Genomic DNA, 23,148 nt, shown 5'->3' with positions numbered 1-23,148 from the left:
CCGCTCAGCCCGCGAGGACGTCCCGCAGCGCCCGGGCCTCCTTCACCACCCGGCTCGACCCGCCCTGCTCCGCCGCCGCCGTCACCTCGGCCACCGCGCCCCGTGCCCCGCCCCGCCGGGCGCAGTCCGCGGCGAGCGCGAGCAGGTCCCCGAGCCCGCGGACGGTCGGCCCGGAGGTGCCGAGCAGCCCGGGCAACGCGGCCCGCAGCACCGTCCACACCGTCCGGTGCGCGCCGGTCTCCGCCGCCTGGCCGAGCACCGCCACCAGCCGGGTCGGCTTGACCGCCCCGAGCGGGACCAGTTCGCCCAGCTCGCGCCCGAGCAGCCCGCCGTCGAGCTCCCCGCGCGCGGCGAGCACCAGCAGCGCGTCGAGGGCGCCGGTCCGGTCCTCGGCGTGCCGGGCGCCCAGCCCGTACGCGAGCGCCAGGTGCAGCGCGAGTCCGGCGGGGCCGCCGGACTCGGCGAGCAGCGGGAGGTGGCGCGCGGCCCCGCGCTCGTCCCGGTCGGCGCCCGCGGCGAACTGGTCGAGCCAGCGGGCGGCCAGCTCCTCCCGGTGGTGGGGCAGGACCGCCACCCAGTGCGGGACCGGCCGCCAGACCCACTCCTCGACGGCGCGGGCCCGGGAGACGCTGGGCCCGGTCGGGTCGAGCAGCTTGCGGAACTCCGGGGCGAGCCGCTCGCCGGCCGGCCCCGTCGGCCCGGAGCCGGTGCCCGGCTGGGCGACGACGATCCGCTCGATCTCCTCCCACCAGCGGTCCAGGTAGGTCCGCCGGCTCCGCACGCCCCGGCCGGGCGCGAAGAGCACCCGTTCGGAGGGCTGTCCGGGCAGGCCGCCGGTGCGCAGCCAGTGCGCCAGCCACCGCCCGGCGGGCGAGGTGAGCGCCTCGGCGGCGGCCAGCACCTCGGGCTCGGCGGTCGGCCGGACCCTGAGCAGGGCCGCGCACAGGTCGGCCTGTCCGGGGGTGATGCGCGCCGCCTGGTACCCGGCGAGGCGTTCGACCAGCGCCGCCGGTTCGATCGCCCCGGTGGTGTCGGTCGGGACGGCGAGCAGGTAGGGCGGGCGGTTGGCGGTCACCTGCCAGGCGGCCTCCTCCAGCCGGGCGGCGAGGACGGTGCCGTGCGGGCTGGTGCGGGGGCCGCGCAGCGGGGTGCGCCCGCTGCCGGTGAGGGCGTCCCAGAGCCGGCGTGACGGCGTCTCGCCCGCCAGCGCGGCCACCACGTAGGAGATGTCCCGGGGCGTGCAGTCGGCCCAGTGGCCGGCGCCCTGCCAGGGGTGCGTCCGGCGGACGGGTTCCAGTGCCGCGAGGAGCGCGGCCCGGTCCAGGTGGGCCTGCCGGACCAGTCCGTCCAGCACCCGTTCGAAGGCGGCGACCTCGGGCTCCCGGGCCGCGAGCAGCGCGGCGAGCTCCTCGGCCAGCTCGGCCGCCGAGCCGATCGGTGCCCCGAGCGGGCGCGGCCCGGGCACCGGCGGCAGGATCTCCTCCGATCCGGCCGCCGGGTCGTCACCGACGACGCCGTCGCCGCTGCCGACGGGCGCGCCGAACAGCTCCCCTGCCCGGGCGTGGTGGGCGGGATGGAGCAGTTCGGCGGCGCCGCGCAGTTCGGGCAGCACCGCCCCGCCCGCCGCAGCGAGGTGACGGGCCACCACGTTCAGCGCCCGCTCCTGGACGCCGGGGTCCGGGTGGCCGAAGGCCCCGGCCGCCGCGAGCACCACCGGCCCGGAGCGGTCGGGCGCGCGCCGGGCGGCCTTCTCCAGCCAGGCCAGTTGGGCCCTGACCAGCTTCTTCTCGGTCCGGAACAGCACCACCGCGGAGGCCTCGGTGAGCGTCTCCGGCTCGATCCGCCCGGCCTCATCCAGTCCGGCGAGCACCTCCTGGGCGTGGCCGGCGATCACCGACAGCCCGTCCAGCAGCGCCAGGACGTCCCGTACCCTGGCCGCGTACTCCTCGGGTGTCGGGTCGAGCGCGCGCAGCAGTTCCAGGAAGGCCCGCTGGTCGGCGGCCTTGCCGCCGCGCAGCAGCCTGGCCAGGCAGCGGTCGAGCAGTTCGACCCGCTCCACCACCCCGGCCGCGGCCAGCTCCGCGATCGCCTCGGTCCAGACGTCCCCCGGGCGCGGGCTGTGCCGGCGGGTCAACGTGCCACCGATGTCGGCGAGTTCGAGGATCCTGGGCAGCAGGACGGGCGTCAGGGCGTCGGCCCGCAGCCGCTCGACCAACGGCGGCCGGGGGCCGTACTCGGTGGACAGGGCGCCGAACCAGCCCCGGACGAAGGACTCGCTCACCGGCACGGCGCAGCCGGTGCGCCGGACGATCGCCTCGACCAGCGGGTGCATCGACCAGCCCCAGGAGCGCACCGGCCGCTCGGCGAGCCGGGTGGCCACCTCGATCTGCCACTCCTGCGGCTGGGACTCGACGACCACGTGCAGGGCCGGGTGCCGGGCCCAGTCGCGGCTGCCGAAGTCGGTGCCGGCGAGCCAGGTGGCGGCGCCCGCCGGGCCGGGGTGGCAGCCGGCTCCGGCGATCAGCAGGGCGCCCCGGGTGTCCGTCCCGGACTGCGACCAGTCGTCGCGCAACTCCTTGCGCAGCTCCCTGAGCGCGGCCAGGCACTCCCGCCGCTGGACCTTGTCCAGCTCGGCCAGCAGCTCCGGGACGGCTTCGACGAACCCGACCCGGACGGCCGCGAGCAGTTCCCCGACCGGCCCCGCCGTCCGCTCCACGATCTCCGCCTCCGCCTCCGCCATCTTCGCCACCTTCACCGCTCTGTCCACCCTTTCCGCCTTCTCCCCCGTGCTCACGCCCCGGCCTCGCGCACCATGCCGACCGCCAGCGCGTGCTTGCACGGCCCGCGCCCGCCGCGGTACTTGGCCCACCACAGGCAGGTGCAGCTCACCCTCCCCGACGCGTCCGTCCGCACCCGCTGGATGTGGTCGTCCACCGTGACGACGGCCGTTGCCCCGTCGCGTTCCAGCCGCACCGCGCCCGCCGCGACCAGCGCCCGGGCGGCCCGCAGCCGGGGGTTGGCGGCCTCGGCGCGCCCGGCGTCGTACGGGAGCCGCCGGTGGAAGTGGGCGGCCTCGGCGGTGTCGTAGCCGATCTGCCCGGCGGTGCCGAGCCGGGTGAGCGCGGCGCGGACCCGCTCGACGCTCAGCCCGGACTGCTCGGCCAGCTCGGCGACCTCGATCCGGGGCTCCCAGGCGAGCAGTACCGCGATCAGCTCGGCGTCCTGCTCGACCGTGCCGGTGGCGAGCGCGTCGAGCACGCCGCCCTCGCCGGAGAAGCCGCGCGAGGCGTCCGGCGAGAGGGTGAGGGTCAGCCGCATGCCGGGCAGCACGACCTCCCAGGCGCAGGCCGTCGGGGCCGGGCCGGCGACCGGCCCGTACACCCGCAGGCCGAGCACGTGCCGCAGCACGCGCTGCAGGGCGACCAGCCGCTCGGGCCCGGGCAGGCAGACGGCGCCGGGCACCGGGCGGGTGGTGGGCCGCAGGGTGCGCCCGGCCGGGACGACCCAGCCGACGCCGCCGCGGCCGCCGCGCGGCAGCGAGCGCAGGAAGCGCACGGCCTCGGCGGCGCCGAGTTCGGCGCGCAGGTCGAAGCCGGCGGCGACCACCTGGGTCTCGGCGAAGCCGCGCAGCCAGCGCTCCGGCAGCGGCACCTTCCGCTCGACCAGCGGGCCGTCGAGGCCGGTGACCTCCAGGGCGTCCGGCCCGACCGCGAGGTGCAGCGGCTCGGCCGGGCCGATCCTGGTCAGCGCCTCCCGCAGCGGGTCGTTGACGTCCACGTTGGTGGTGCCGTGGCCGATCTCGCCGCCGTCCAGCCCCGCCCCGAGCACGTCGAGCCGGGCGTACACGCCACAGCAGCCGGAGAAGGACTCGAAGCGCAGCCGGTCCCCGTTCGCGGTGACCACCGGGTCGAGCGAGGCCCGCAGCCGCGGCTGGTGGTAGCGGGCGGCGGCGACGTCCGCGACGGCGAGCAGTGCGGCGGCGGCCGGGGCCGGCTCGGCCAGGAAGCCCGCGAAGAAGCGCGGGTTGGCGGCCGCGCCGAGCGGGGTGGCGCCGCCGGAGGTGGCCAGGTCGAGGCTCCGGCCGGCGGCGCCGTCCAGGACGGCCGACGGGCGCAGGTAGGCGTACGCCTGTGCGGATTGCGTCATGGGCAGCACGCTAGGTGACCGGTCCGACATCCCCCCGACCGGTCGGCGTAGTGAAACACGTTCTACCCGGGGTCCGCGTTACCCAGGTCACACCACCGCACGGTTGGCTTCTGCCACTATGGGCCGGTGACCGACCTGACAGAACAGCAGAGACCGACCGAGCAGGCGCCCGCCCCGGCCACCCCGTTCGCCGCCCTGCTGGAAATCGAGCAGCTGAACGAGAACACGTTCCGGGGCCACTGCCACGCCGGCGCCCCGATGCGCGCCTTCGGCGGCCACGTCGCCGCCCAGGCCCTCGCCGCCGCCGGGCGCACCTGCGCCCCGAAGCGCGCGGTGCACTCCCTGCACGGCTACTTCCTGCTGCCCGGCGACCCGACCCGGCCGATCGAGTACCAGGTCGACCGGCTGCGCGAGGGCTTCACCTACACCACCCGCCGGGTCCGGGCGGTGCAGGACCGGAAGGAGATCTTCAACCTCACCGCCTCCTTCAAGCTCCCCGAACCGGCCGCCGGCGACCGCCAGCGCGAGGTGCCCCCGCTGCCCGCCCCGGAGACCCTGCCGGACGCCTTCTCGCACTGGGACGAGGAGCTGCGCACCGCGATCAAGGCCTCCGACGGCTTCCGCGACCTCGAACTGCGCTTCGTGCCGCCGGACGCCCCGGGCCTGCCGCCGGCCGTCCCCGGCATGCCCCAGCAGTTCGTCTGGCTGCGCATCGCCACCCGCCTGCCGGACACCGACCCGCTGCTGCACACCTGCGCGCTCACCTACCTGTCCGACCTCACCCTGGCCTCCACCGCCGGGCTGCACGAGCAGGCGAACTTCTTCCAGCGCATCGAGCCGCCCCGGCTGCTGATGACCTCGCTGGACCACGCGATGTGGTTCCACCGCCCCTTCCGGGCCGACGAGTGGCTGCTCTTCGCCCAGCGCAGCCCCTCCGCCTCGGACGGCCGCGGCCTGTCGCTCGGCGAGTTCTACGACCGGGACGGCCGGCTGGTGGCCTCCGCCACCCAGGAGGCGCTGATCCGCCGGATGCCGTGAACCGGGCGGCTCCCGCAGGCCGCCGGGAGCCGCGCGGGAGGCACCCGGAAGGCCTGCGGACGCCCCCGCCCGCCGCCCGGACGAAGCCCGGACGAAGCGCGGTGGACGGCGGGCGAACGGAAGGGGGCCGGTCGGCGTCATACTCCTGAGCGGCCCCGGCCCGTATCATGGTGCGGGTGACCAAGGTTGACCTGTCACCACGGCCGGTGGAGGCGATGTCTCCGCGTCAGCTCGAACGCCGCGAAAGCCTGATCGCGGCCGCGCTCGCCCTGGTGAACGAGATCGGCGTCGAGCGGCTGCAGATGAAGCAGGTCTGCGAGCGGTCCGGAGTCGCCCTGGGGACGGCGTACCGCTACTTCTCCTCCAAGGACCACCTCCTGGCGGCGGCGATCGCCGAGTGGCACCGGCTGCTGCTGGCGGACCTGGTGGCCGAGCTGCGCGGACCGCGCGCCGGGCTGGGGGCCACCGACCGGGCGGTCCGGTTCGTCCGGGGCGGGATGCGGGCCTACCAGCGCCAGCCCGAGCTGGCCCGGTTGCGGGTCGCCGTCGCCGCCTCCACCGATCCCTTCGCCAGCGAGGCCCTGCAAGGCATGGCCCGGGCCGACAGCACCGCGCTCCAGGTGGTGACGGCCGAGGTGCCGGCGGCGGCCAGCGACCTGGTGCGCCACATCGTGGCGCACGCCTGGCAGGGGGAACTGACGGCCTGGGTGACCGGCCGCACCACCCTCGGGGACGCCAGACGGCGGCTGGAGGACGTGGTGCGCCTGGTGCTGACCCCGTACGAGACCCCCTATCCGGCCCCGTACGAGGTCCAGTCCACCGGCTGAGCCCGCGCGCCCCGAACCCGGACGGCCCCGGACCCGGGCGCCCCGGGCCGGGCGTCCCGACGGCCGCTCAGACCACCGTCACCGGGTGCGCCACCACCGCGCCGAACAGGTAGCCCTCGCGGTTGAGGGCCGCCCGTTCGGGCTGGGTGGCGCCGGCGCGGTCGGTCGCGCGGGCGCGCAGCTCGTACCGGCCGGGCCGCTCGGGGCGCCAGCCGACGCTCCAGCGCGCCCAGTCCCCGGCGGGCGGCTCCCCGTCCAGTTCGGCGGGCCGCCAGCTGCGGCCGCCGTCGGTGCTCACCTCGACCAGCCGCACCGGGGCCGTGCCGGACCAGGACCGCCCGTACAGGCGGTGCTCGCGCCCGGCCTCCAGTCGGGCGCCCTCGGCCAGTTCGAAGGCGGACTTGACCACCTGGGTGGTGAGCGCGACGCCGTCGGGCGGCCAGCCCGGGCCGTACATCCGGTAGAAGACGGTGTTCCAGGGCGACCGGAGCGGGTGGTCGGCCACCTCGATGCTGCCGACCCACTTGATCGAGGCGATGCCGACCCAGCCGGGCACCACCAGTCGCACCGGCGCGCCGTGGTCGGGGGTCAGCGGGGCCCCGTTCATCTCGTAGGCGAGCAGCGCGTCGTCCAGCGCCTTGGCGATCGGCAGCGGCCGGCGCACCGGGCCGTGGTTGGTGCCGTCGACGACGTAGTCCGGGTCCAGGCCGGCGGGCAGCACGTCCACCGCGCGGTCGGTCAGCCCGGCGGCCCGCAGCACCTCGGCGAGCCGTACGCCCCGCCAGGCCGCCGAGCCGATGCTGCCCAGCGTCCACGGGGTGCCGGGGACGCGCTGGCCCTGCTGGCGGTGGAAGTAGCCGCGGCCGTTGCCCGCGCACTCGATCAGCGCCTCGGTCCGGGTGGCGGGCAGCGCCCGCAGGTCGGCCAGGCCGAACTCGACCGCCCGTTCCGGCCCCGGAGCGCCGTGCAGGCCGCTGCCGAACAGCCGTAGCCGCCAGGTGGCCGGGTCGATCAGCGGGGTGCTGGTGTGGTTGCGGACGAAGAACCGTTCCACCGGGACGTGACGGCCGACGGCCGCCCCGCCGTCGGCCTCGCGCAGCGCGTCCCAGCGCATCTCGGCGTTGGTGTCGCGCCGGACGAACCACCGGGCGGGCAGCGGTTTGACGATTCCGGGCAGCTCGATGCTTCCCGACGGGTCCATGCTTCCGGGCACGGGCCTGGCACCTCCTCGACGGCGGGGCACGACGGCATCCGGACGGCACTGTCCGGATGGCGCTCCCGCTCTCCCAGCGTAGGCGCTCCGGCGCTTTCCGTGACCGGACCGGCAGGCAGTGCTTCCCGCCCGGGCCCGGCCGAGTACGCCCCCGGCGCCCGCCACCTAGAACTCCCCTCCGGGCAGCGGCCGATGGCCGAGGCCCTGCCCCAACCCCGCGCATCCGTCGAGGAGTTGGCCAAGGGCCGAACCGCCCCCACCTCCACCGGGCCGGGGGCCGACGCGGGCAGCCGCCGAAGCGCTCTCCTCCGACCCCGACCCCGGCCCCGCGACCGCGCACCCGCCGGGCGGGGGCGGGCGGCCTGACGGGACGAAGGTCCCCACCCTCCGCCTGCCCGGCGCGCCCTCCCGCCGCGCGCGCCGCCAACTGGACATAGTGCGACATACATCTTGAATCCCCGTGTTCCGCGTATGTCGAGAGGTCCTCCCGCATGAGCAGCCAGCCGCCGCAGCCCTCCCCGCGCGTGCAGGAGCCCGACGAACCCGGCGAACCCGCCGCCACCCTCCCCACCGACCGGGCGGTCTTCGGGATCAGCGCCGTCCTGGTGCTCGCGGTGGTCGCCTGGGGCGTGTTCGCCGAGGACTCGCTCGGCCGCACCTCCAGCACGGCGCTCCGCTGGGTCCTGCACAACTTCGGCTGGCTGTTCGTGGTGGCCGCCGACGTCTTCCTGGTCCTCACCGTGCTGCTCGCCTTCAGCCGCTTCGGCCGGATCCGGCTCGGCCGCGACGACGACGAACCGGAGTTCTCCACCCTCGCCTGGGTCGCCATGATGTTCAGCGCGGGCATGGGCATCGGCCTGATGTTCTACGGCGTCGGCGAGCCGCTGCAACTGTTCGCCGCCCCGCAGCCCGGCTCCGGCCTCGAGCCGCAGAGCGCGGCCGCCGCCCAGCAGGCGCTGGAGTTCTCGCTCTTCCACTGGACCCTCCACCCCTGGGCGATCTACGCGGTCGGCGGCCTCGCCCTCGCCTACACCACCTTCCGCAAGGGCCGGGGCAACCGGATCTCCGCCGCCTTCGTCCCGCTGATCGGGCAGCGCGGCGCGGACGGCTGGCAGGGCAGGGCGATCGACCTGCTCGCCGTCTTCGCCACCGTCTTCGGCTCCGCGACCAGCCTCGGGCTCGGCGCGCTCCAGGTCGCCGACGGCCTCGGCTACATCACCTCCGTGCGCAACACCCAGAACGCCCAGCTCGTCATCATCGGCTCGCTGACCGCCGCCTTCGTGCTCTCCGCGTTCTCCGGCGTCCACAAGGGCGTCAAGTGGCTCTCCACCGCGAACGTCGTGCTGGCCTCGCTGATCATGCTCTTCGTCTTCGTGTTCGGGCCCTCGGTGTTCGTCCTCGACTCGATCCCGTCCACCGTCGGCGGGTACCTCTCCGACCTGCTCGGGATGTCCACCCAGACCGGCGCCTTCACCGACGAGAGCTGGCTCGGCTCCTGGACGATCTTCTACTGGGCCTGGTGGCTCTCCTGGGCCCCCTTCGTCGGCACCTTCATCGCCCGGATCTCGCGCGGCCGCACCATCCGGCAGTTCCTGCTCGGCGTGCTGCTGGTGCCCAGCGGAGCCACCGTGATCTGGTTCTGCGTCATGGGCGGCACCGCGATCCGGCTCGTCGGCACCGGCACCGCCGACCTGGTCGCGACCATCCCGCGCGGCGCGGAGGCCTCGCTGTTCGAGATGCTGCGCTCGCTGCCGCTCGGCTCGGTCACCAGCGTGGTCGCGGTCCTGCTGGTGATGACCTTCTTCATCACCAGCGCCGACTCCGCCTCCCTGGTGCTCGGCTCGCTCTCCAGCCGCGGCTCGCTGCACCCGCGCACCCCGCTGGTGGTGGTCTGGGGCGTGCTGATGGGCGGGGTCGCGGCCGCCCTGCTGCTGGCCGGCGGGCTCACCGCGCTGCAGAACGCCACCATCCTGGTCGCGCTGCCCTTCGTCGTGGTGATGCTGCTGCTCTGCCTCTCCCTGGTGAAGGAGCTCCGCGAGGACCCGGCGGCCGGCCCCTCCCGCTTCCACCCCGCCCACGGCCTGCGGGACGCCGTCCGGGTCGCGGTGGGCGAGGCCCTCGCCGAGCGCGGCCGACGGCGCTGAGGCCCCCGACACACCGGCACTGACCAGCGCATACGCCCCACCCGGCGACCGGGTGGGGCGTATGCGGCCAAGTGACGCCCGATCCCCGCCCGGACTTCACCCGCGCGTACCGACCGTTCACACCGCCCTGGGAGCCTCCCTGTCATGAACGCCAGCCCTCAGGCGCCCTACCAGGAACCGCGCTTCCCGCTCCCCCAGCGCCACCGCCGTCTCCTCGCCTGCACCGCCGTCCTCGCCTCCATCGCCCTCGGCACCCTCGGGGTCGGTGCCACCGTGGAGACCGTCCAGCACGGCCCGATCGCCGCCGCCACCGCGAGCAGGTAGCCGGCCCCGCCCCGCGCCTGGGGGGTCATGTCAATCCGAAGATCAGCAAGCCCTATGATCGCTCTGCAACACGACGCGAAGGGGATGCAGTGGCGCGGGTTGCAATCATCGGTGGCGGGATCAGCGGGCTGGGAACGGCCCTCATGCTCGGACGACGGGGCCATGCCGTCACCCTGTTCGAGCAGGAGGCCCGACAGGCCGACACGGACCTGGACCAGGACTTCTACCACTGGAAGCGGCCCCGGGTCCCCCAGGCCGACCAGCCCCACTCCTTCCTCGCCCCGGTCCGCACGGTGCTGCGCGCCGAGGCCCCCGACGTCCACGCCGACCTGCTGGCCCGCGGCGCCCGGGAGTACCACGACTTCGACTGGTTCGACCAGCACCCGCCGCACCGGGACGGCGACGAGGACCTGGTGACCCTGCGCACCCGCCGCATCGTGCTGGAGGCCGCCCTCACCGCCGCCGTCCGCCGGGAGCCCTCCGTCGAGGTACGGCGCGGCCGCCGGGTGAGCGCCCTCACCCTCCAGGACGGAAACCCGCCCCGGGTCACCGGCCTGCGGGTCGACGACGGGACCCACCCGGCCGACCTGGTCGTCGACGCCGCCGGCCGCCGCTCCGCCGTCCCCGGCTGGCTGACGGCCGCCGGCTGCCGCCCGCCCGTCGTCGACAGCCACCGCACCGGCATCACCTACCTGTGCCGCTGGTACCGCCTGCGGGCCGACGGCCCGCGCGACCCCGGGCGGGTGCGGACCGGCTCGGTCGCGGGGTTCGCCGCCGCCGGGGTCTTCCCCTCCGACAACGACACCTTCGCGCTGAGCATGGTGCTCTCCACCGGCGACCCGACCCGCAGCGCGCTCCTGGACCCCGCCGTGTTCGAGGCCGTCCTGCGCCGCTTCCCCGCCTGCGCCGCCTGGCTCGACCTCGACCCCGAACCCCGCTCGGCCGTCCTGGCGATGGCCGGCCTGGACAACCGCTGGACCTCCCTCACCGACGACGCCGGCCCCGTCGTCACCGGCCTGGTCAACGCCGGGGACAGCCTCGTCCACACCAACCCCACCCTCGGCCACGGCGTCGCCCTCGGCCTGCTCGCCGGCCAGTACCTCGCCGGCCACGCCGACCAGGTCGCCGCCGACCCCGCCGGCTACCACGACTGGGCCGCCCGGACCCTGCGCCCCTGGTTCGACGCCCAGGTGGCCGGCGACCGCACCAACGAGCAGCGCCTGCTGGACGGTTCGGCCCTCCCCGAGCGCCGCACCGCCGCCCTCGCCGCCTGCGCCTTCGACGACCCGGTCGTCATGCGCGCCCGCGCCCACGTCCGCCACCTGGTCCGTACGCCCGAGGAGGCCTTCGACAGCGAGGAGGTCGACCGCCACGTCACCGCCTGGCTGGCCGCCCGCCCCGACTTCACCCCCCGGCACGACGGACCCACCCGCAGCGAATGGGAAGCCCTCATCCCGGCCTGACCACCCACGGCCCGCCCCGGCCCGGCAGTCGCCGGGGCCCGGGGCTCAACTCCCCGACGGGGCGGCGGGGCGGGAGTGGCGGCCGGTGCCGGGGGTGGGGTGGAGGTCCGGGGCCGGGGCGTAGCGGGCGGCCGGGGGGCGCAGCAGCCAGGTGGTGCGGGGCGTGGGGGTGATCAGGCCGAGCCGGTGCAGGAGGTCGAGGGCGTCGCGGCGCAGGGCGGTGCGGTCGGCGAGGTAGCGGGCCGGGAGGTCGTGGTCGTCGGCGATGTCGCCGAGGAGGCCGTCTATCAGCGCGTCGGCGATCGGTACGTCGCCCTCGGTGGCCTCGCCGGGCAGCGGCCGGACCTCCTCCACCAGGCCTTCGACCAGCAGCAGGGCGGCCTGGGAGAGGGTGCCGGTGCCGGGGAGGGCGAGGTCGGTGAGTTCGGCGGCCGGGTCGAGCAGGGCGACGCCCTCGGCCCGCAGTTCGGCCTCCAGCCCGAGGAAGTCCGCGAGCGCGGCCGGGCCGCTGAGCCGGTGCTCGTGCAGCCAGGCGCGCCGGTCCTCGGGGAGGTCGGCGGCGAGGACGGCGGGCGTCTCGGCGAGGAGGCGCCGCACGGCGGTGGCAGGTTCGGCCTCGGCGGCACGGCGGATCAGGTCGGCGGCGTCGGCAGCGAGGGCGGGCGGTCCGGCCGGGACGGCGCGGGCGAGTTCGCGGTCGACGGTCAGCACGAAGGCGGTGTCGGCCGGGTCGGCCGGCAGGTCGCCGAGCACCTGCCAGTCGGCCAGCGCGGCGAGCGCCATCGCGGGGGCGTCCGGGTCGGCCGCCTGGGCCGCGAGGTCGGGGGCGGCGGACCGCATCGCGTCGAGCAGCCGCCCGTACGGGAGTTGTTCGGGGGCGTCGACGAGCAGGGCCAGGGCGAGGGCGAGCTGGGCGTAGCCGGCCGGGGTGAACGGGGCACCGGTGGCCGGGTGTTCGAGGCGGCGGTCGGCGCCGGAGCCGAGGCCGGCCTTGCAGAGCCGGGCGTGCCAGGGGCCGACGACCAGGCGGTAGCCGAGCAGGGTGTCGAAGCGTTCGACGAGCCAGTCGCGGTGACGGCGGATCAGCGGGAAGCCGTCGGCGTGCGGGCCGGAGGCGGTGACCAGCGGGTGGGCGAGCAACAGCCGTGCGGCGATGCGGCGTTCGGCGTCGCGGAGTTCCTCGCCCGCCGGTTCCGGGGCATCGCCGGGCAGCTCCGGCAGGGCCCGGGTGCGCTCCGGCCTGCGGTGGCGGCCGGGCCGGCCGGACTTGGCGCCCGACCGGACGACGGGCAGGGCGGCGGCGTCGCGCCGGGCGCGACGCAGGCCGCCGTCGGCGCGCCCCTCGCGGGCCTCACGGGCGCGCGGGACGGCGGCCGTGTGGGCGGTCGGGCCGTGCCACCAGCTGACGGCGGGGTCGCCGGGCTCGGCGGCGGCGCCCAGGTGCCGGGCGGGGTAGAGGCCGAAGGAGGCGGTGCACAGGTCGTCGGCGGCGCCGGGGGTGGCGGCGGCGAACCAGTGGGCGAGCCGGAGCAGTCCCGGGTCGGGCGAGAGCGCCCCGTCGGGCTCCTGCGGACCGTCAGCACCGTGCTCACCCGCGGCATCGGCCGGATCGGCGGGCCCGGCGGCTTCGGGTCCGCGTACGGCGAGGACGGCGGCGGCGGTTCCCCGGCCTGCCCCGCCCCTGCGTCCGTCCGGCCTGCCGGCGGCCACCCGGGTGGCGCCGACCGCGTACTCCTGCTGCTCCATGTCGGGGTCCAGCGTAGACGGTGACCGGCTCACCCGGTGGCAGCAACCGTGCTCCTGAGGAAGTCTCCGCAAGAGCCCTCGAAGCGGTCGCCGGTGCTCCGCTCTCCCGGCCGGGCCGTCACTCCCCTTCCCCCACCCGGGTTACGCACCGGTAACCTGGTCTTCCCCCACCCCGCCGACTCCCTTAGGGTCGGTGGACCCCCCACCCCGGGCGACCTCGGAGGCAGACGCCGCATGAGCATCCGTACGACCACCCGCGCCACCGGCTTCGGCGGGCGCCTGCGTTCGGCCACCGGCCTGCTCGGCGGCTTCGCGGCCACCTCGGCGGTGCACCTGGGCTCGATCCTCTCCGGGGCCCCGGTGCTGCGCAACGCCACCAAGCCGGCCCTGATGCCGCTGCTGGCCGCGCACAGCGTGGCGGCGGCGGCCCGGACCGAGCGCGAGCTGCCGAAGCTGCTGACCCCGGCGCTGCTGGCGAGCGCGGGCGGGGACGTACTGCTGCAGTTGAAGGACGACACCGCGTTCCTGGCCGGGATGGGCTCGTTCGCGGCCGCGCACGTCTGCTACGTCGCGATGTTCGTCCAGCGCGGGGCGCTCACCGACCGGCGGCGCGCCCTGGTGGTCGCGGCCGCGTACGCGGCGGCCTGGGCGGGCATGATCGGCCGGCTCTGGCCGGACCTCGGGGAGCTCAAGGTCCCGGTGGCCGGCTACAGCCTGCTGCTCACCTCGACGGCGGTCACCGCGGCCGGCCTGGGCTGGCGGACCGGGCTGGGCGGGGCGCTGTTCCTGCTCTCCGACACCCTGATCGCGACCCAGCTGGCGAAGTGGCGCGAGCTGCCGGGGCATCAGTTCTGGATCATGGCGACGTACGTGCTGGCCCAGTACCTGCTGGCCAGCGGCCTCCTCCAGCACGAGGAGGGGCAGGACCGGGCGGCCCTCTGACGCGCCGCCACGCCGCCGGTCCGATCAGGTCAGGGCTCGGCGGCGCGGCGTGGGCGTACGCGGGGGGCGGGGCCGTCAGGCACTGCGCCTGCGGAGCAGCCAGAAGCCGCCGATGCCGCCCGCGACCAGGGCCAGCCCTCCGGCCAGCTCCGCCGGGTCCGCCGCGACCGAGCCGCCGAGCCCGGTCTTCACCGCGCCGTGCGGGGCGACCTGCTGGCTGCCGGCGCCGGACTGGCCCAGCGAGCCGGCCCACTCCCCCGCCGCCTTGCCCCAGTCGCCGAGGCCCTTGTCGGGGGCGGTGGCGGTCACCGTGGTGACCTTGACGGTGGTGGAGAAGGCGCCGCCGTCCGGGCAGGTGCCGTCGACCTTGCTGTCCCCGTTGCGCTCGGCGGCGAGCCGGGCGGAGCCGGTGTGCCTGCCGTCGGAGCCCAGGGTGAGGGTCGCGGGGCCGCCCTCGAAGGCGGCGGAGTGGGCGGTGATGGTCTTGGCGTCGGGCTTGTCCGACTTCTCGCAGGAGACCGTGACCGTCACGGTCTGGCCCGGTGCGGCCTGGGACGGGCTGACCGAGGCCGCGCCGTCCCTGGCTGCTGCGAGGGGGGCCGTCAGACCGGTCAGCACCGTCGCGCCGATCAGGGCGGCGGCGGCCGTACGCGTGGGGCGCATGCCGGAACCTCCGGGATTCTCGGGCGCAGCCGGGGACTCCCATGTCCACGTGGTGTGTCAACTGCACCCGGTCTTTCACCGACGGTAGGCAGGCCCGGTGGGCCCGGCCACCGCTCAGGACCGTTCGGGCGACGGCCCGTCACCTCGTGTGATCGTCACACGGCGTCACCGCGGCCCCGGGGGCTCAGAGGTCCAGGTCCACCACGACCGGGGCGTGGTCCGAGGTGCCCTTGCCCTTGCGGGCCTCGCGGTCCACGTAGCTGTCGGTGACGGCGTCCGCGAAGGGCTTGTTGGCGTAGGTGAGGTCGATCCGCATGCCGCGGTTCTTCGGGAACGCCAGCTGGCGGTAGTCCCAGTAGGTGTAGGGGTGGTCGTACTTGAGGGGGCGCGGCACCACGTCGTGCAGGCCGATCTCGCCCAGCGCCGCCAGCGCGGCGCGCTCGACCGGGGTGACGTGGGTGAGGCCCTCGAAGGCGGCGACGTCGTAGACGTCCGCGTCGGTGGGGGCGATGTTGAAGTCCCCGAGGACGGCGAAGGGGCGGGGGCCGGCCGCGTCCTCGGCGGAGGCCTTGCGCAGCGCCTCCAGCCACTCCAGCTTGTAGTGGTAGTGCAGGTGGTCGACCTCGCGGCCGTTGGGCACGTAGACCGACCAGACCCGGACCGGGCCGCAGGTGGCGGCGACGGCGCGCGGCTCGACGTCGGGCAGCAGGGCGCCGTCGGCCAGGTAGCCGGGCTGGCCGGGCAGGTCGCGCACGACGTCCTCCAGGCCGATCCGGGAGACGATCGCCACGCCGTTCCACCGGCCGTTGCCGTGCGCGGCCGTCTCGTAGCCGAGCTCGCGGACCGGCTCGTACGGGAAGGCGTCGGCCGCGCACTTGAGCTCCTGGAGGCAGAGCACGTCGGGCTTGGCGCTCTCCAGCCACTCCAGGAGCTTGGGCAGCCGGGCGGTGACGGAGTTGATGTTCCAGGTGGCGATGCGGACGGTCACGGCGGGCGGCCTTCCCGGTGGTTCGGTCGGTACGGACGGGGGTGGGCCCCACGGGGAGACCCACCCCGAACATACCGCCCGGCACCGACAACCCGGCCCGACCGGCGCCGCGGCCGGGCGCTCGACGGCCGGCACCGCACCGCGGCCGGGCGGTCAGCCCGCGGGGCGGACCACCGCGGCCGAGCCGCCGCCGCGTCGCACCGGCTCGGCGGCGGCCACCCAGCGGCCGTCCGGCAGCCGCTCCACGCCGGTGGCGGCGCCGATCTCGCCGCCGTCGGCGAACCGGTGCCCGAGGGCCTCCAGCGCGGACCGCTCCGGCAGCGCCAGGAAGCCGGGCTCGGCCTGGGTGACGGCGCTGTTGCGCTGGCTGGCGCGCGGCGCGGCGATCGCCTGCTCCAGGCTCAGGCCCCGGTCGAGGCGGCCGAGCAGCACCTGGAGGGTGGTGGTGATGATGGTCGCGCCGCCCGGGCTGCCGGTGGCGAGCAGCGGCTCGCCGTCGCGCAGCACGATGGTCGGGGACATCGAGGACCGCGGCCGCTTGCCCGGTCCGGGCAGGTTGGGGTCGGGGACGCCGGCGGCGAGCGGGACGAAGTCGAAGTCGGTCAGCTCGTTGTTGAGCAGGAAGCCCCGGCCGGGGACGGTGATGCCGCTGCCGCCGGTCTGCTCGATGGTGAGGGTGTAGGAGACGATGTTGCCCCAGCGGTCCGCCACCGTCAGGTGGGTGGTGTTGGGGCCCTCGTACGGCTCGGGGAGGGCCTGCCCGGTGTCCGCGCAGTCGGCCGGGTGGTACGGGTCGCCGGGGGCGAGCGGGCTGGTGAGCGCGTGGTCCGGGCTGATCAGGCAGGCCCGGGAGGCGGCGTAGCGCTCGGAGAGCAGCTGCCTGGTCGGGACGTCGCCGAAGGCCGGGTCGCCGACCCAGCGGTTGCGGTCGGCGAAGGCGATCCGCGAGGCCTCCAGGAAGTGGTGGTAGTACTGCGTGCTGCTGGAGCCGGAGAGGTCGCCGTCCTCCAGGATGTGCAGCGCCTCGCCGACGGTGGTGCCGCCGGAGCTGGACGGGGCCATCGAGTAGACGTCGTAGTCGCGGTAGGCGACGTGGGTGGGCGCCTGGCGGCGGGCCTGGTAGGCGGCCAGGTCCGCGGCGTCGACCTTCCCGGGGCGGGCGTTGCGGCCGGAGGCCGGGTCGACCGGCGGGTGCTGCACGGTGTCGGCGATGTCCTGTGCCAACGCGCCCTGGTAGAAGGCCTTCACACCGTCCTTGGCGAGCAGCCTGTAGGTCGCGGCGAGGTCGGGGTTGCGCAGGACGGAACCGACCTCGGGGAGCTTGCCGTTCGGCAGGAAGATCTTGGCGGTGGCCGGGAAGTCCTTGAAGCGGCTGTAGTTGTCGGAGGTCTGGCCGCGGAAGGTGTCGTCGACGACGAAGCCGTTCTCGGCGATCCGCTCGGCGGGTTCGAGGTTCTGCGCGAGCGAGCGGGTGCCCCACTGGCGCAGTGCGGAGTCCCAGGTGGCCGGGGTGCCGGGGACGCCGACGGACAGTCCGCTGGTGACGGCGTCGGCGAAGGCGAGCGGCTTGCCGCCCTCCAGGAACAGTCCGGTGTCGGCGGTGCGGCCGGCCGTCTCGCGGCCGTCGACGGTGTGCACCGTGCCGGTGGCGTGGTCGTAGTAGACGAAGTACCCGCCGCCGCCGATCCCGGAGGAGTAGGGCTCGGTCACGCCGAGCGCGGCCGCGGCGGCGACGGCCGCGTCCACCGCGTTCCCGCCCTTGCGCAGCACCTCGATGCCGGCGGCGGTGGCGTCGGCGTCCACCGAGGCCACCGCCCCGCCCCAGCCCACCGCCTCGGGCGCCTTGGGCGGTGGCGCCGCGGCGCCGGCGGGGCCGGTGGTGGCCCAGACCAGTGCGGTGGCGATCAGCAGTGATGGCGCTAGGCGGGTCAGAGCCCTCATCCGAGTCCTCCTGAGTCGACGTCACGTCAGTTGTTCCACAGGAGACATGAATCCGACAACCACACCGCACGGCTACCAACGGGTAGTTGACAGGAGGGACGGAGGGGACGCCCTGTTCCCCGCCGCCCCTGGCCCCGCTACGGCGCGCTGCGCTCCACCCGGCGCCGTTTGATGGTGCGGAACCGCCGCGCGACCTGCCGCGCCAGGTCGGCGGCGCCGACCAGCCCGGCCTCGTTGCCGAGGGCCGCGTGCACGATGCTGGCCTCGGGCCGGAAGCCGCGGCCGGTGAGGGTGCGGCGGAAGGTGTCCCTGGCCGGGCCGAGCAGCAGGTCGCCGGCCTCGGAGACGCCGCCGCCGATGACGAAGCGCCCCGGGTCGAGGCCGGCCGCCAGGTTGGCGATGCCGACCCCGAGCCAGGTGCCGACCTCGTAGAGCAGCTCGACGGCGGTCGGGTCGCCCTCCCGGGCGGCCTCGGTGACCAGCGGTCCGGTGATGCCCTCGACGGTGCCGCCGGCCCGGGCGAGCAGCTGCTGCACCACCGGGGACTCCTCCGCGACCAGTTCCCGGGCGTCCCGCACCAGGGCGTTGCCGGAGGAGTACTGCTCCCAGCAGCCGCGGTTGCCGCACGGGCAGCGGTGGCCGCCGGGCACCACCTGCATGTGCCCGAACTCGCCCGCCAGGCCGTACTTCCCGCGGTCGACGTAGCCGTCCCGGACGACCGCGCCGCCGATGCCGGTGCCCAGGGTGAGCATCACCATGTGGTCCTCGCCGCGCCCGGCGCCGAAGCGCCACTCGGCCCAGGCGGCCGCGTTGGCGTCGTTCTCCACGATCACCGGGAACCGCAGCCGCTCGCTGAGCGCCTGCTGGAGCGGCTCGTTGCGCCAGTTGAGGTGCGGGGCGAAGAGCACCCGGGAGCGCTCGGCGTCGACCCAGCCGGCCGCGCCGATGCCCACCGCGTGGACGTCGTGCCGGTCGGAGAGCTGGAGCACCAGCTCGACGATCACGTCCTCGACGACCTTGGCGCTCTTGCTCTTGTGCGGGGTGTCGGTGCGCAGCTTCTCCAGCACCTTCCCCTCGCCGTCGACGACCCCGGCGACCACCTTGGTGCCGCCGATGTCGACGCCGATGGTGGGCAGCCGCAGTATGCCCGCGGGCAGGGCGCGGCGGCGGCGCTCGGCGCGCGGGCCGAGGCCGAGCAGGGTGGGCAGGACGGCCGGCCGAGTGCTGCCATGGGGGCTGGTCACGGCTGCGGACGCTCCTCACGAGAGTCGGGTTCGGTGGGACCGGGGGCCGACGGCCGGGCCAGCTCGTGCGAGAGTTCGGCGAGGTCGGAGCCGCCGGCCATCTCGGTGGTGAGCTGTTCGAGGCCGATCTCGGCACGCGGGTGGCTGCCGGCCGTCCGCCCCCGTTTCAGCAGGGTGAAGTGATCGCCCACCAGGTAGGCGTGGTGCGGGTTGTGGGTGATCAGGACGACCCCGAGCCCGGCGTCGCGGGCCGCGGTGACGTACTTGAGGACCACCCCGGACTGCTTGACGCCGAGCGCGGCGGTCGGCTCGTCCAGGATGAGCACCTTGGCGCCGAAGTGCACGGCCCGGGCGATCGCCACGCACTGGCGCTGGCCGCCGGACAGGGTGCCGATCGGCCGGTCGACGTCGTGCAGGTCGATGCCCATCCGGGCGAGCGCCTCGCGGGTGGTGGCGCGCATGCCCTCGGCGTCCAGCCGCAGGCCGCCCCAGCGGCGGGTGCCCCGCTCGGAGCCGAGGAAGAAGTTGCGCCACACCGGCATCAGCGGGACGACGGCGAGGTCCTGGTAGACGGTGGCGATGCCGCGGTCCAGCGCCTGGCGGGGGGAGTCCAGCCGGACCTCCTCGCCGCCGACGGTGTAGCGGCCCTCGTCGTGCCGGTGCAGCCCCGCGATGATCTTGATCAGGGTGGACTTGCCGGCCCCGTTGTCGCCGAGCACGCAGCTGATCTCGCCGGCCCGCAGGGTCAGCGAGACGTCCTGCAGCGCGCGGACCGTCCCGTAGGTCTTGCCGACGCCCTCCAGCGCGAGCAGTTCGGTGCCCGCCGGTTCGGTGGCCACCGGGCGCTCCGTGCCGGAGCCGAGCTGGTCGTTCATCGCGGACCCCGTTCCGCCCGGCGCTTGACGTAGGCGTTGAGCAGCGCGGCCAGCAGCAGCATCGCGCCGAGGAAGAACTTGAACCAGTCCGGGTTCCACTGGGCGTAGATGATCCCCTTGCTGGCCATGCCGAAGATCAGCGCGCCGAGCGCGGAGCCGGCCACCGAGCCGTAGCCGCCGGTGATCAGGCAGCCGCCGATCACCGCCGCGACGATGTAGATCAGCTCGTTGCCGACGCCCTCGCCGGACTGCACGGTGTCGAAGGAGAACAGCAGGTGCTGCCCGAGCACCCAGGCGCCGAAGCCGACGCCCAGGTAGAGCAGCGTCTTGGTCCGGGCGACCGGCACGCCGACCGCGCGGGCGGCCGCCGCGTCGCCGCCGACGGCGAAGATCCAGTTGCCGAAGCGGGTGCGCAGCAGAACCCAGCTGCCGACCACCAGCAGGCCGAGCCACCACCAGACGGTGGCCTTGACCGTCAGTCCGCCGATGTTCACCTCGGAGGCGAACAGCCACCGGCAGCTCTCGAAGCCCTGCATGTCGGCGATCGACTTGGTGGAGACCGTCCCGGAGATCGCCTTGGTGACGCCCAGGTTGGCGCCGGTCAGCATCAGGAAGGTGCCGAGGGTGACGATGAAGCTGGGCAGCCTGGTGCGGCCGAGCATCCAGCCGTTGAACCCGCCGATCGCCAGCGTGGTGGCCAGCGAGACCAGCACGCCGACCCAGGTGACGGCGGTGAACTGGTAGGACACCATCGAGGAGGTCAGCGCGGCGGTGGTGACCAGCACGCCGGCCGACAGGTCGAACTCGCCGCCGATCATCAGCAGCGAGACCGGCACGGCCATGATCCCGATGGTGGAGGCCGCGTAGAGCACGGTGCCCAGCGAGGAGACCCGCAGGAACGGTTCGGCGACGGCGGCGAAGACCGTGAACACCGCGACGGCCGCGATCAGCGAGCCCAGCTCCGGGCGGGCGAGGAGGCGCCGCAGGGCGGCCGGACGGTCCTGGACGAGCAGGTCCGGGGTGGTGGAACCGCTCACCTGGTCCCCCTCGCGACGTACTCGGCGAGCGCGTCGGCGTCGTCCTTGGTCAGGATCTGCGGGCCGGTCGCGACGGGCTTGCCGCCGCCGAGCATGTCCAGGTTGGACCGGTACAGCCAGAGCAGGTCGACGCCCTCGTAGCCCTGGAGGTAGGGCTGCTGGTCGACGGCGAAGCCGACGCTGCCGGACTTGAGCCCGGCGACCACCTGCTGGCCCAGGTCGAAGGTGTCCAGCTCCACGCCGCGGTGGGCGTCCTGGACGGCCTGCAGTCCGGTGGCGGCCATCGGGCCGGACAGGGTGAGCACGGTGTCGATGGAGGGGTCGGCCTGGAGCTTGGCGGAGATCGACGCCCGGGCGTCGGGCATGTCGACGCCGTTGACGTACAGCACCTGGAAGCCGCCGCCGGCCTTGGACTGGGCGCCGGAGCAGCGCTGCTCCTGGCCGACGTTGCCCTGCTCGTGGATCACGCACAGCACGTTCTTGCGGCCGCGCGAGGCCAGCTCGGCGCCGGCCGCCTGGCCGGCCGAGGACTCGTCCTGGCCGATGTGGGTGAGCGCGCCGAACTTCGCGGAGAACTCCTGACCGGAGTTGATCGTGATGACCGGGATGCCGGCCGCCTTGGCCTTGCCGAGGACGCCGGCCATCGCGTCGCCCTTGGCGAGGGTGACCAGCAGGCCGTCGACCTTCTGGTCGATGGCGGCCTGGACGAGCTGGACCTGGTTCTGGGTCTGCGCGTCGTTGGAGTACAGGAAGGTGATGTTGTCCTTGGCGGCGGCCTGCTCGGCGCCCTTGCGCACGCTGTCCCAGAAGGCGTCGCCGGCGCCGGCGTGGGTCACCATGGCGACCTTCCAGCGCGGGGTGGTGACGGCGCTGCCACCGGCGGCCGCGGCCTTGGCGCGGGCCTCCTCGGCGCGTCTGCCTCCGGTACTGCTGCAACCGGCCGCGGTGACCGCGAGGGCCAGGACGGCGCACACGGGCCAGAAGCGGCGGGACGGGCGAAAGCGGGTTGTGCTCATCCCCATAGTCTCTCTGGCCCGGCCGCGCGGGATCGCACCGCCTCGCCCGGCGGTGCGAACGGCGCGCCAGGTAAGGTGCCCCGGGGGACCTTCCTGGAAGTTCGCTGAACATCTGGTCCGGAGCACCGCCGTCCGGGTGACAGACTAGGCGCCGACCCGAAGCGGGAACAACTCTGAAACGTGATGTTCCTCTCAGGTTCCGCACAGATTCGGACAGCAACCGATCATCCGCTGGTTGCCGTCTGATGCCATTGACGTGCGTCCGGGCGAGTGGGGCCCGGACGGCGAGCGACCCGGATACGAGAACGCGATGGAACTGACAGGTACGCCATTCCTCATCCTCACCGTCATCCTGGTGCCGGTGTCCATCACAGTGGCGCTGCTCTTCTGGGGGAAGGTGCGCGGCCCCCAGCCGGTGCGCACCCTGTCCCGGATCGTCATGATCATGTTCTGCCAGGTCACCGCCGTGCTGACGGTCTTCGTGATGGTCAACAACGCGAACCTGATCTACGGCAACTGGGACGACCTGCTCGGCACCGGTGACCACGTCCGCGCGGTGCCCTCGGTGGCGCCGGTGGACCCGGCCGGCAACGGCAAGGACGGCTCCGGCGACGCCGCCAAGCAGCCGCCGAAGGTGCTGCAGAAGTTCGGCGGCGTGAACGACCCGGCGGTGCCCGGCGACGTCCAGAAGACCGAGCTCAAGGGCCAGGTCTCCGGGGTCGACGGCGAGGTGCTGGTCTGGCTGCCGCCGCAGTACAACGACCCGGCGTTCAAGGACAAGAAGTTCCCGGTCGTCGAGCTGATCCCCGGCTACCCGGGCTCCTCCTCCACCTGGTACGGCACCCTCAAGGTCTCCGAGCAGCTCAAGCCGCTGATGCAGCAGGGCAAGGTCGCGCCCTTCATCCTGGTCTCGCCGCGCACCCTGCTGCTGGGCAGCCACCAGGACGCCGGCTGCACCGACATCCCCGGCAAGATCAACGCGGACGCCTGGATCACCCGCGACGTCCCGCAGATGGTGATGGACAACTTCCGCGCCGACCCGTCCTCGGACCGCTGGGCGATCGCCGGCTACTCGGCCGGCGCCCACTGCGCGGCCAAGCTCGCACTCGCCCACCCCAACCGCTACCGCGCCGCCATCGCGATGTCCGGCTACAACGACCCGGCCACCGAGGGCGACTCGCTGGTCGGCAAGGACCCGAAGCTGCGCACCGAGAACAACCCGGTCAACATCCTCAAGTCCGCCCAGCAGCCGCCGAAGGTCGCCCTGCTGGTCAGCGGCGCCAAGGGCGACGGCTACGAGGACGGCCAGGCGATCGCCGCCGCGGCCAAGGAGCCGACCAAGGTCCAGGTCGAGGAGAGCACCGGCCCGCACACCACCGACATGTGGAAGCGGATGGTCCCGAGCGCCTTCGAGTGGCTGACCGGGGTCATCCCGGTGCAGTGACCGACCGGCACCGCCGGGAGAACGGCCGGGGGCCCCGCGCGCGGGTTCGCGACGGGCCCCCCGCCGGTCTCCAGACCGCTCCCCACCCGTTACGGCG

At 74.9% G+C, this 23,148-nt stretch carries 18 protein-coding genes; 7 read left to right on the top strand and 11 right to left on the bottom strand.

The features are described 5' to 3' along the window. Positions 1-4 precede the first annotated feature (4 nt). Entirely contained in the window at positions 5-2,767 is a 2,763-nt protein-coding gene (locus ACFC1T_RS07770; RefSeq protein ID WP_375884932.1) for a DUF6493 family protein, read from the bottom strand. Positions 2,768-2,790: 23 nt separating this feature from the next. After that, positions 2,791-4,146 carry an SWIM zinc finger family protein gene (locus ACFC1T_RS07765; RefSeq protein WP_375884930.1) on the bottom strand — a complete coding sequence of 452 codons (1,356 nt, stop codon included), beginning with the start codon at positions 4,144-4,146 and terminating at the stop codon, positions 2,791-2,793. 126 nt (positions 4,147-4,272) lie between these two features. Between ACFC1T_RS07765 and ACFC1T_RS07760 the strand changes: the two genes are divergently transcribed. Together ACFC1T_RS07760 and ACFC1T_RS07755 are read left to right on the top strand one after the other, a co-directional pair. Next, entirely contained in the window at positions 4,273-5,184 is a 912-nt protein-coding gene (locus ACFC1T_RS07760; RefSeq protein WP_375884927.1) for an acyl-CoA thioesterase, read from the top strand. Positions 5,185-5,360: 176 nt separating this feature from the next. Continuing rightward, positions 5,361-6,011 (top strand): TetR/AcrR family transcriptional regulator, encoded by a 651-nt coding sequence (locus ACFC1T_RS07755; RefSeq protein WP_375884924.1) that lies wholly within the window; start codon positions 5,361-5,363, stop codon positions 6,009-6,011. 67 nt (positions 6,012-6,078) lie between these two features. On the opposite strand, the gene ACFC1T_RS07750 is transcribed toward ACFC1T_RS07755, so the two are convergent. Further along, positions 6,079-7,212 (bottom strand): sulfite oxidase, encoded by a 1,134-nt coding sequence (locus tag ACFC1T_RS07750; RefSeq protein WP_375885299.1) that lies wholly within the window; start codon positions 7,210-7,212, stop codon positions 6,079-6,081. 503 nt (positions 7,213-7,715) lie between these two features. On the opposite strand from ACFC1T_RS07750, the gene ACFC1T_RS07745 reads away from it, so the two are divergent. From ACFC1T_RS07745 to ACFC1T_RS07735, 3 genes are all read left to right on the top strand, one after another. Then, positions 7,716-9,368 (top strand): BCCT family transporter, encoded by a 1,653-nt coding sequence (locus tag ACFC1T_RS07745; protein ID WP_375884921.1) that lies wholly within the window; start codon positions 7,716-7,718, stop codon positions 9,366-9,368. Between the two features lie 144 nt (positions 9,369-9,512). Then, the gene (locus ACFC1T_RS07740; RefSeq protein ID WP_375884919.1) at positions 9,513-9,692 is read left to right on the top strand and encodes a hypothetical protein; all 180 of its coding nucleotides are present in this window, start codon (positions 9,513-9,515) and stop codon (positions 9,690-9,692) included. Between the two features lie 89 nt (positions 9,693-9,781). Continuing rightward, the gene (locus ACFC1T_RS07735; RefSeq protein WP_375884916.1) at positions 9,782-11,155 is read left to right on the top strand and encodes an NAD(P)/FAD-dependent oxidoreductase; all 1,374 of its coding nucleotides are present in this window, start codon (positions 9,782-9,784) and stop codon (positions 11,153-11,155) included. A gap of 45 nt (positions 11,156-11,200) precedes the next feature. On the opposite strand, the gene ACFC1T_RS07730 is transcribed toward ACFC1T_RS07735, so the two are convergent. Beyond that, positions 11,201-12,901, bottom strand: a complete 1,701-nt coding sequence (locus tag ACFC1T_RS07730) for a DUF2398 family protein (RefSeq protein ID WP_375884913.1) — start codon at positions 12,899-12,901, stop codon at positions 11,201-11,203. Between the two features lie 234 nt (positions 12,902-13,135). Here ACFC1T_RS07730 and ACFC1T_RS07725 point away from each other — a divergent pair, with 234 nt between their 5' ends. After that, entirely contained in the window at positions 13,136-13,843 is a 708-nt protein-coding gene (locus ACFC1T_RS07725) for a lysoplasmalogenase (RefSeq protein WP_375884911.1), read from the top strand. A 75-nt stretch (positions 13,844-13,918) separates the two neighbouring features. Here ACFC1T_RS07725 and ACFC1T_RS07720 read toward each other — a convergent pair whose 3' ends face one another. The 7 genes from ACFC1T_RS07720 to ACFC1T_RS07690 form a co-directional block, all read right to left on the bottom strand. Then, positions 13,919-14,506: a hypothetical protein gene (locus ACFC1T_RS07720; RefSeq protein ID WP_375884909.1), complete on the bottom strand. Its 588-nt coding sequence runs from the start codon at positions 14,504-14,506 to the stop codon at positions 13,919-13,921. 184 nt (positions 14,507-14,690) lie between these two features. Beyond that, positions 14,691-15,494 carry an exodeoxyribonuclease III gene (locus ACFC1T_RS07715; protein WP_375884907.1) on the bottom strand — a complete coding sequence of 268 codons (804 nt, stop codon included), beginning with the start codon at positions 15,492-15,494 and terminating at the stop codon, positions 14,691-14,693. Between the two features lie 153 nt (positions 15,495-15,647). Beyond that, a complete protein-coding gene (ggt, locus tag ACFC1T_RS07710; protein ID WP_375884904.1) occupies positions 15,648-17,435 on the bottom strand; it encodes a gamma-glutamyltransferase in 1,788 nt (595 codons plus the stop codon). A 137-nt stretch (positions 17,436-17,572) separates the two neighbouring features. Beyond that, a complete protein-coding gene (locus tag ACFC1T_RS07705) occupies positions 17,573-18,679 on the bottom strand; it encodes an ROK family glucokinase (RefSeq protein WP_375884901.1) in 1,107 nt (368 codons plus the stop codon). Then, positions 18,676-19,554, bottom strand: a complete 879-nt coding sequence (locus ACFC1T_RS07700) for an ATP-binding cassette domain-containing protein (RefSeq protein ID WP_375884899.1) — start codon at positions 19,552-19,554, stop codon at positions 18,676-18,678. Before ACFC1T_RS07700 ends, ACFC1T_RS07705 begins: the two co-directional genes overlap by 4 nt. Further along, positions 19,551-20,591, bottom strand: coding sequence for an ABC transporter permease (locus tag ACFC1T_RS07695; RefSeq protein WP_375884897.1), 1,041 nt, complete (start codon positions 20,589-20,591; stop codon positions 19,551-19,553). Before ACFC1T_RS07695 ends, ACFC1T_RS07700 begins: the two co-directional genes overlap by 4 nt. Next, the gene (locus ACFC1T_RS07690) at positions 20,588-21,607 is read right to left on the bottom strand and encodes a substrate-binding domain-containing protein (RefSeq protein ID WP_375884896.1); all 1,020 of its coding nucleotides are present in this window, start codon (positions 21,605-21,607) and stop codon (positions 20,588-20,590) included. Before ACFC1T_RS07690 ends, ACFC1T_RS07695 begins: the two co-directional genes overlap by 4 nt. A gap of 361 nt (positions 21,608-21,968) precedes the next feature. Here ACFC1T_RS07690 and ACFC1T_RS07685 point away from each other — a divergent pair, with 361 nt between their 5' ends. Beyond that, positions 21,969-23,051 carry an alpha/beta hydrolase gene (locus ACFC1T_RS07685; protein ID WP_375884893.1) on the top strand — a complete coding sequence of 361 codons (1,083 nt, stop codon included), beginning with the start codon at positions 21,969-21,971 and terminating at the stop codon, positions 23,049-23,051. Positions 23,052-23,148: the final 97 nt, after the last annotated feature.

Origin of the sequence: Kitasatospora sp. NPDC056076 (assembly GCF_042266305.1) — a bacterium.
Lineage (GTDB): Bacteria > Actinomycetota > Actinomycetes > Streptomycetales > Streptomycetaceae > Kitasatospora.
The sequence above is the reverse complement of the archived record's forward strand: the minus strand, read 5'-3'. Positions and strand labels throughout refer to the sequence as shown.

Bases quoted from the DNA above. Each gene is read 5' to 3' on its own strand.
- ACFC1T_RS07765 (WP_375884930.1), bottom strand. From the start codon at position 4,146: ATGACGCAATCCGCACAGGCGTACGCCTACCTGCGCCCGTCGGCCGTC.
- ACFC1T_RS07750 (WP_375885299.1), bottom strand. From the start codon at position 7,212: ATGGACCCGTCGGGAAGCATCGAGCTGCCCGGAATCGTCAAACCGCTG.
- ACFC1T_RS07745 (WP_375884921.1), top strand. From the start codon at position 7,716: ATGAGCAGCCAGCCGCCGCAGCCCTCCCCGCGCGTGCAGGAGCCCGAC.
- ACFC1T_RS07740 (WP_375884919.1), top strand. From the start codon at position 9,513: ATGAACGCCAGCCCTCAGGCGCCCTACCAGGAACCGCGCTTCCCGCTC.
- ACFC1T_RS07730 (WP_375884913.1), bottom strand. From the start codon at position 12,901: ATGGAGCAGCAGGAGTACGCGGTCGGCGCCACCCGGGTGGCCGCCGGC.
- ACFC1T_RS07725 (WP_375884911.1), top strand. From the start codon at position 13,136: ATGAGCATCCGTACGACCACCCGCGCCACCGGCTTCGGCGGGCGCCTG.
- ACFC1T_RS07720 (WP_375884909.1), bottom strand. From the start codon at position 14,506: ATGCGCCCCACGCGTACGGCCGCCGCCGCCCTGATCGGCGCGACGGTG.
- ggt (WP_375884904.1), bottom strand. From the start codon at position 17,435: ATGAGGGCTCTGACCCGCCTAGCGCCATCACTGCTGATCGCCACCGCA.
- ACFC1T_RS07700 (WP_375884899.1), bottom strand. From the start codon at position 19,554: ATGAACGACCAGCTCGGCTCCGGCACGGAGCGCCCGGTGGCCACCGAA.
- ACFC1T_RS07690 (WP_375884896.1), bottom strand. From the start codon at position 21,607: ATGAGCACAACCCGCTTTCGCCCGTCCCGCCGCTTCTGGCCCGTGTGC.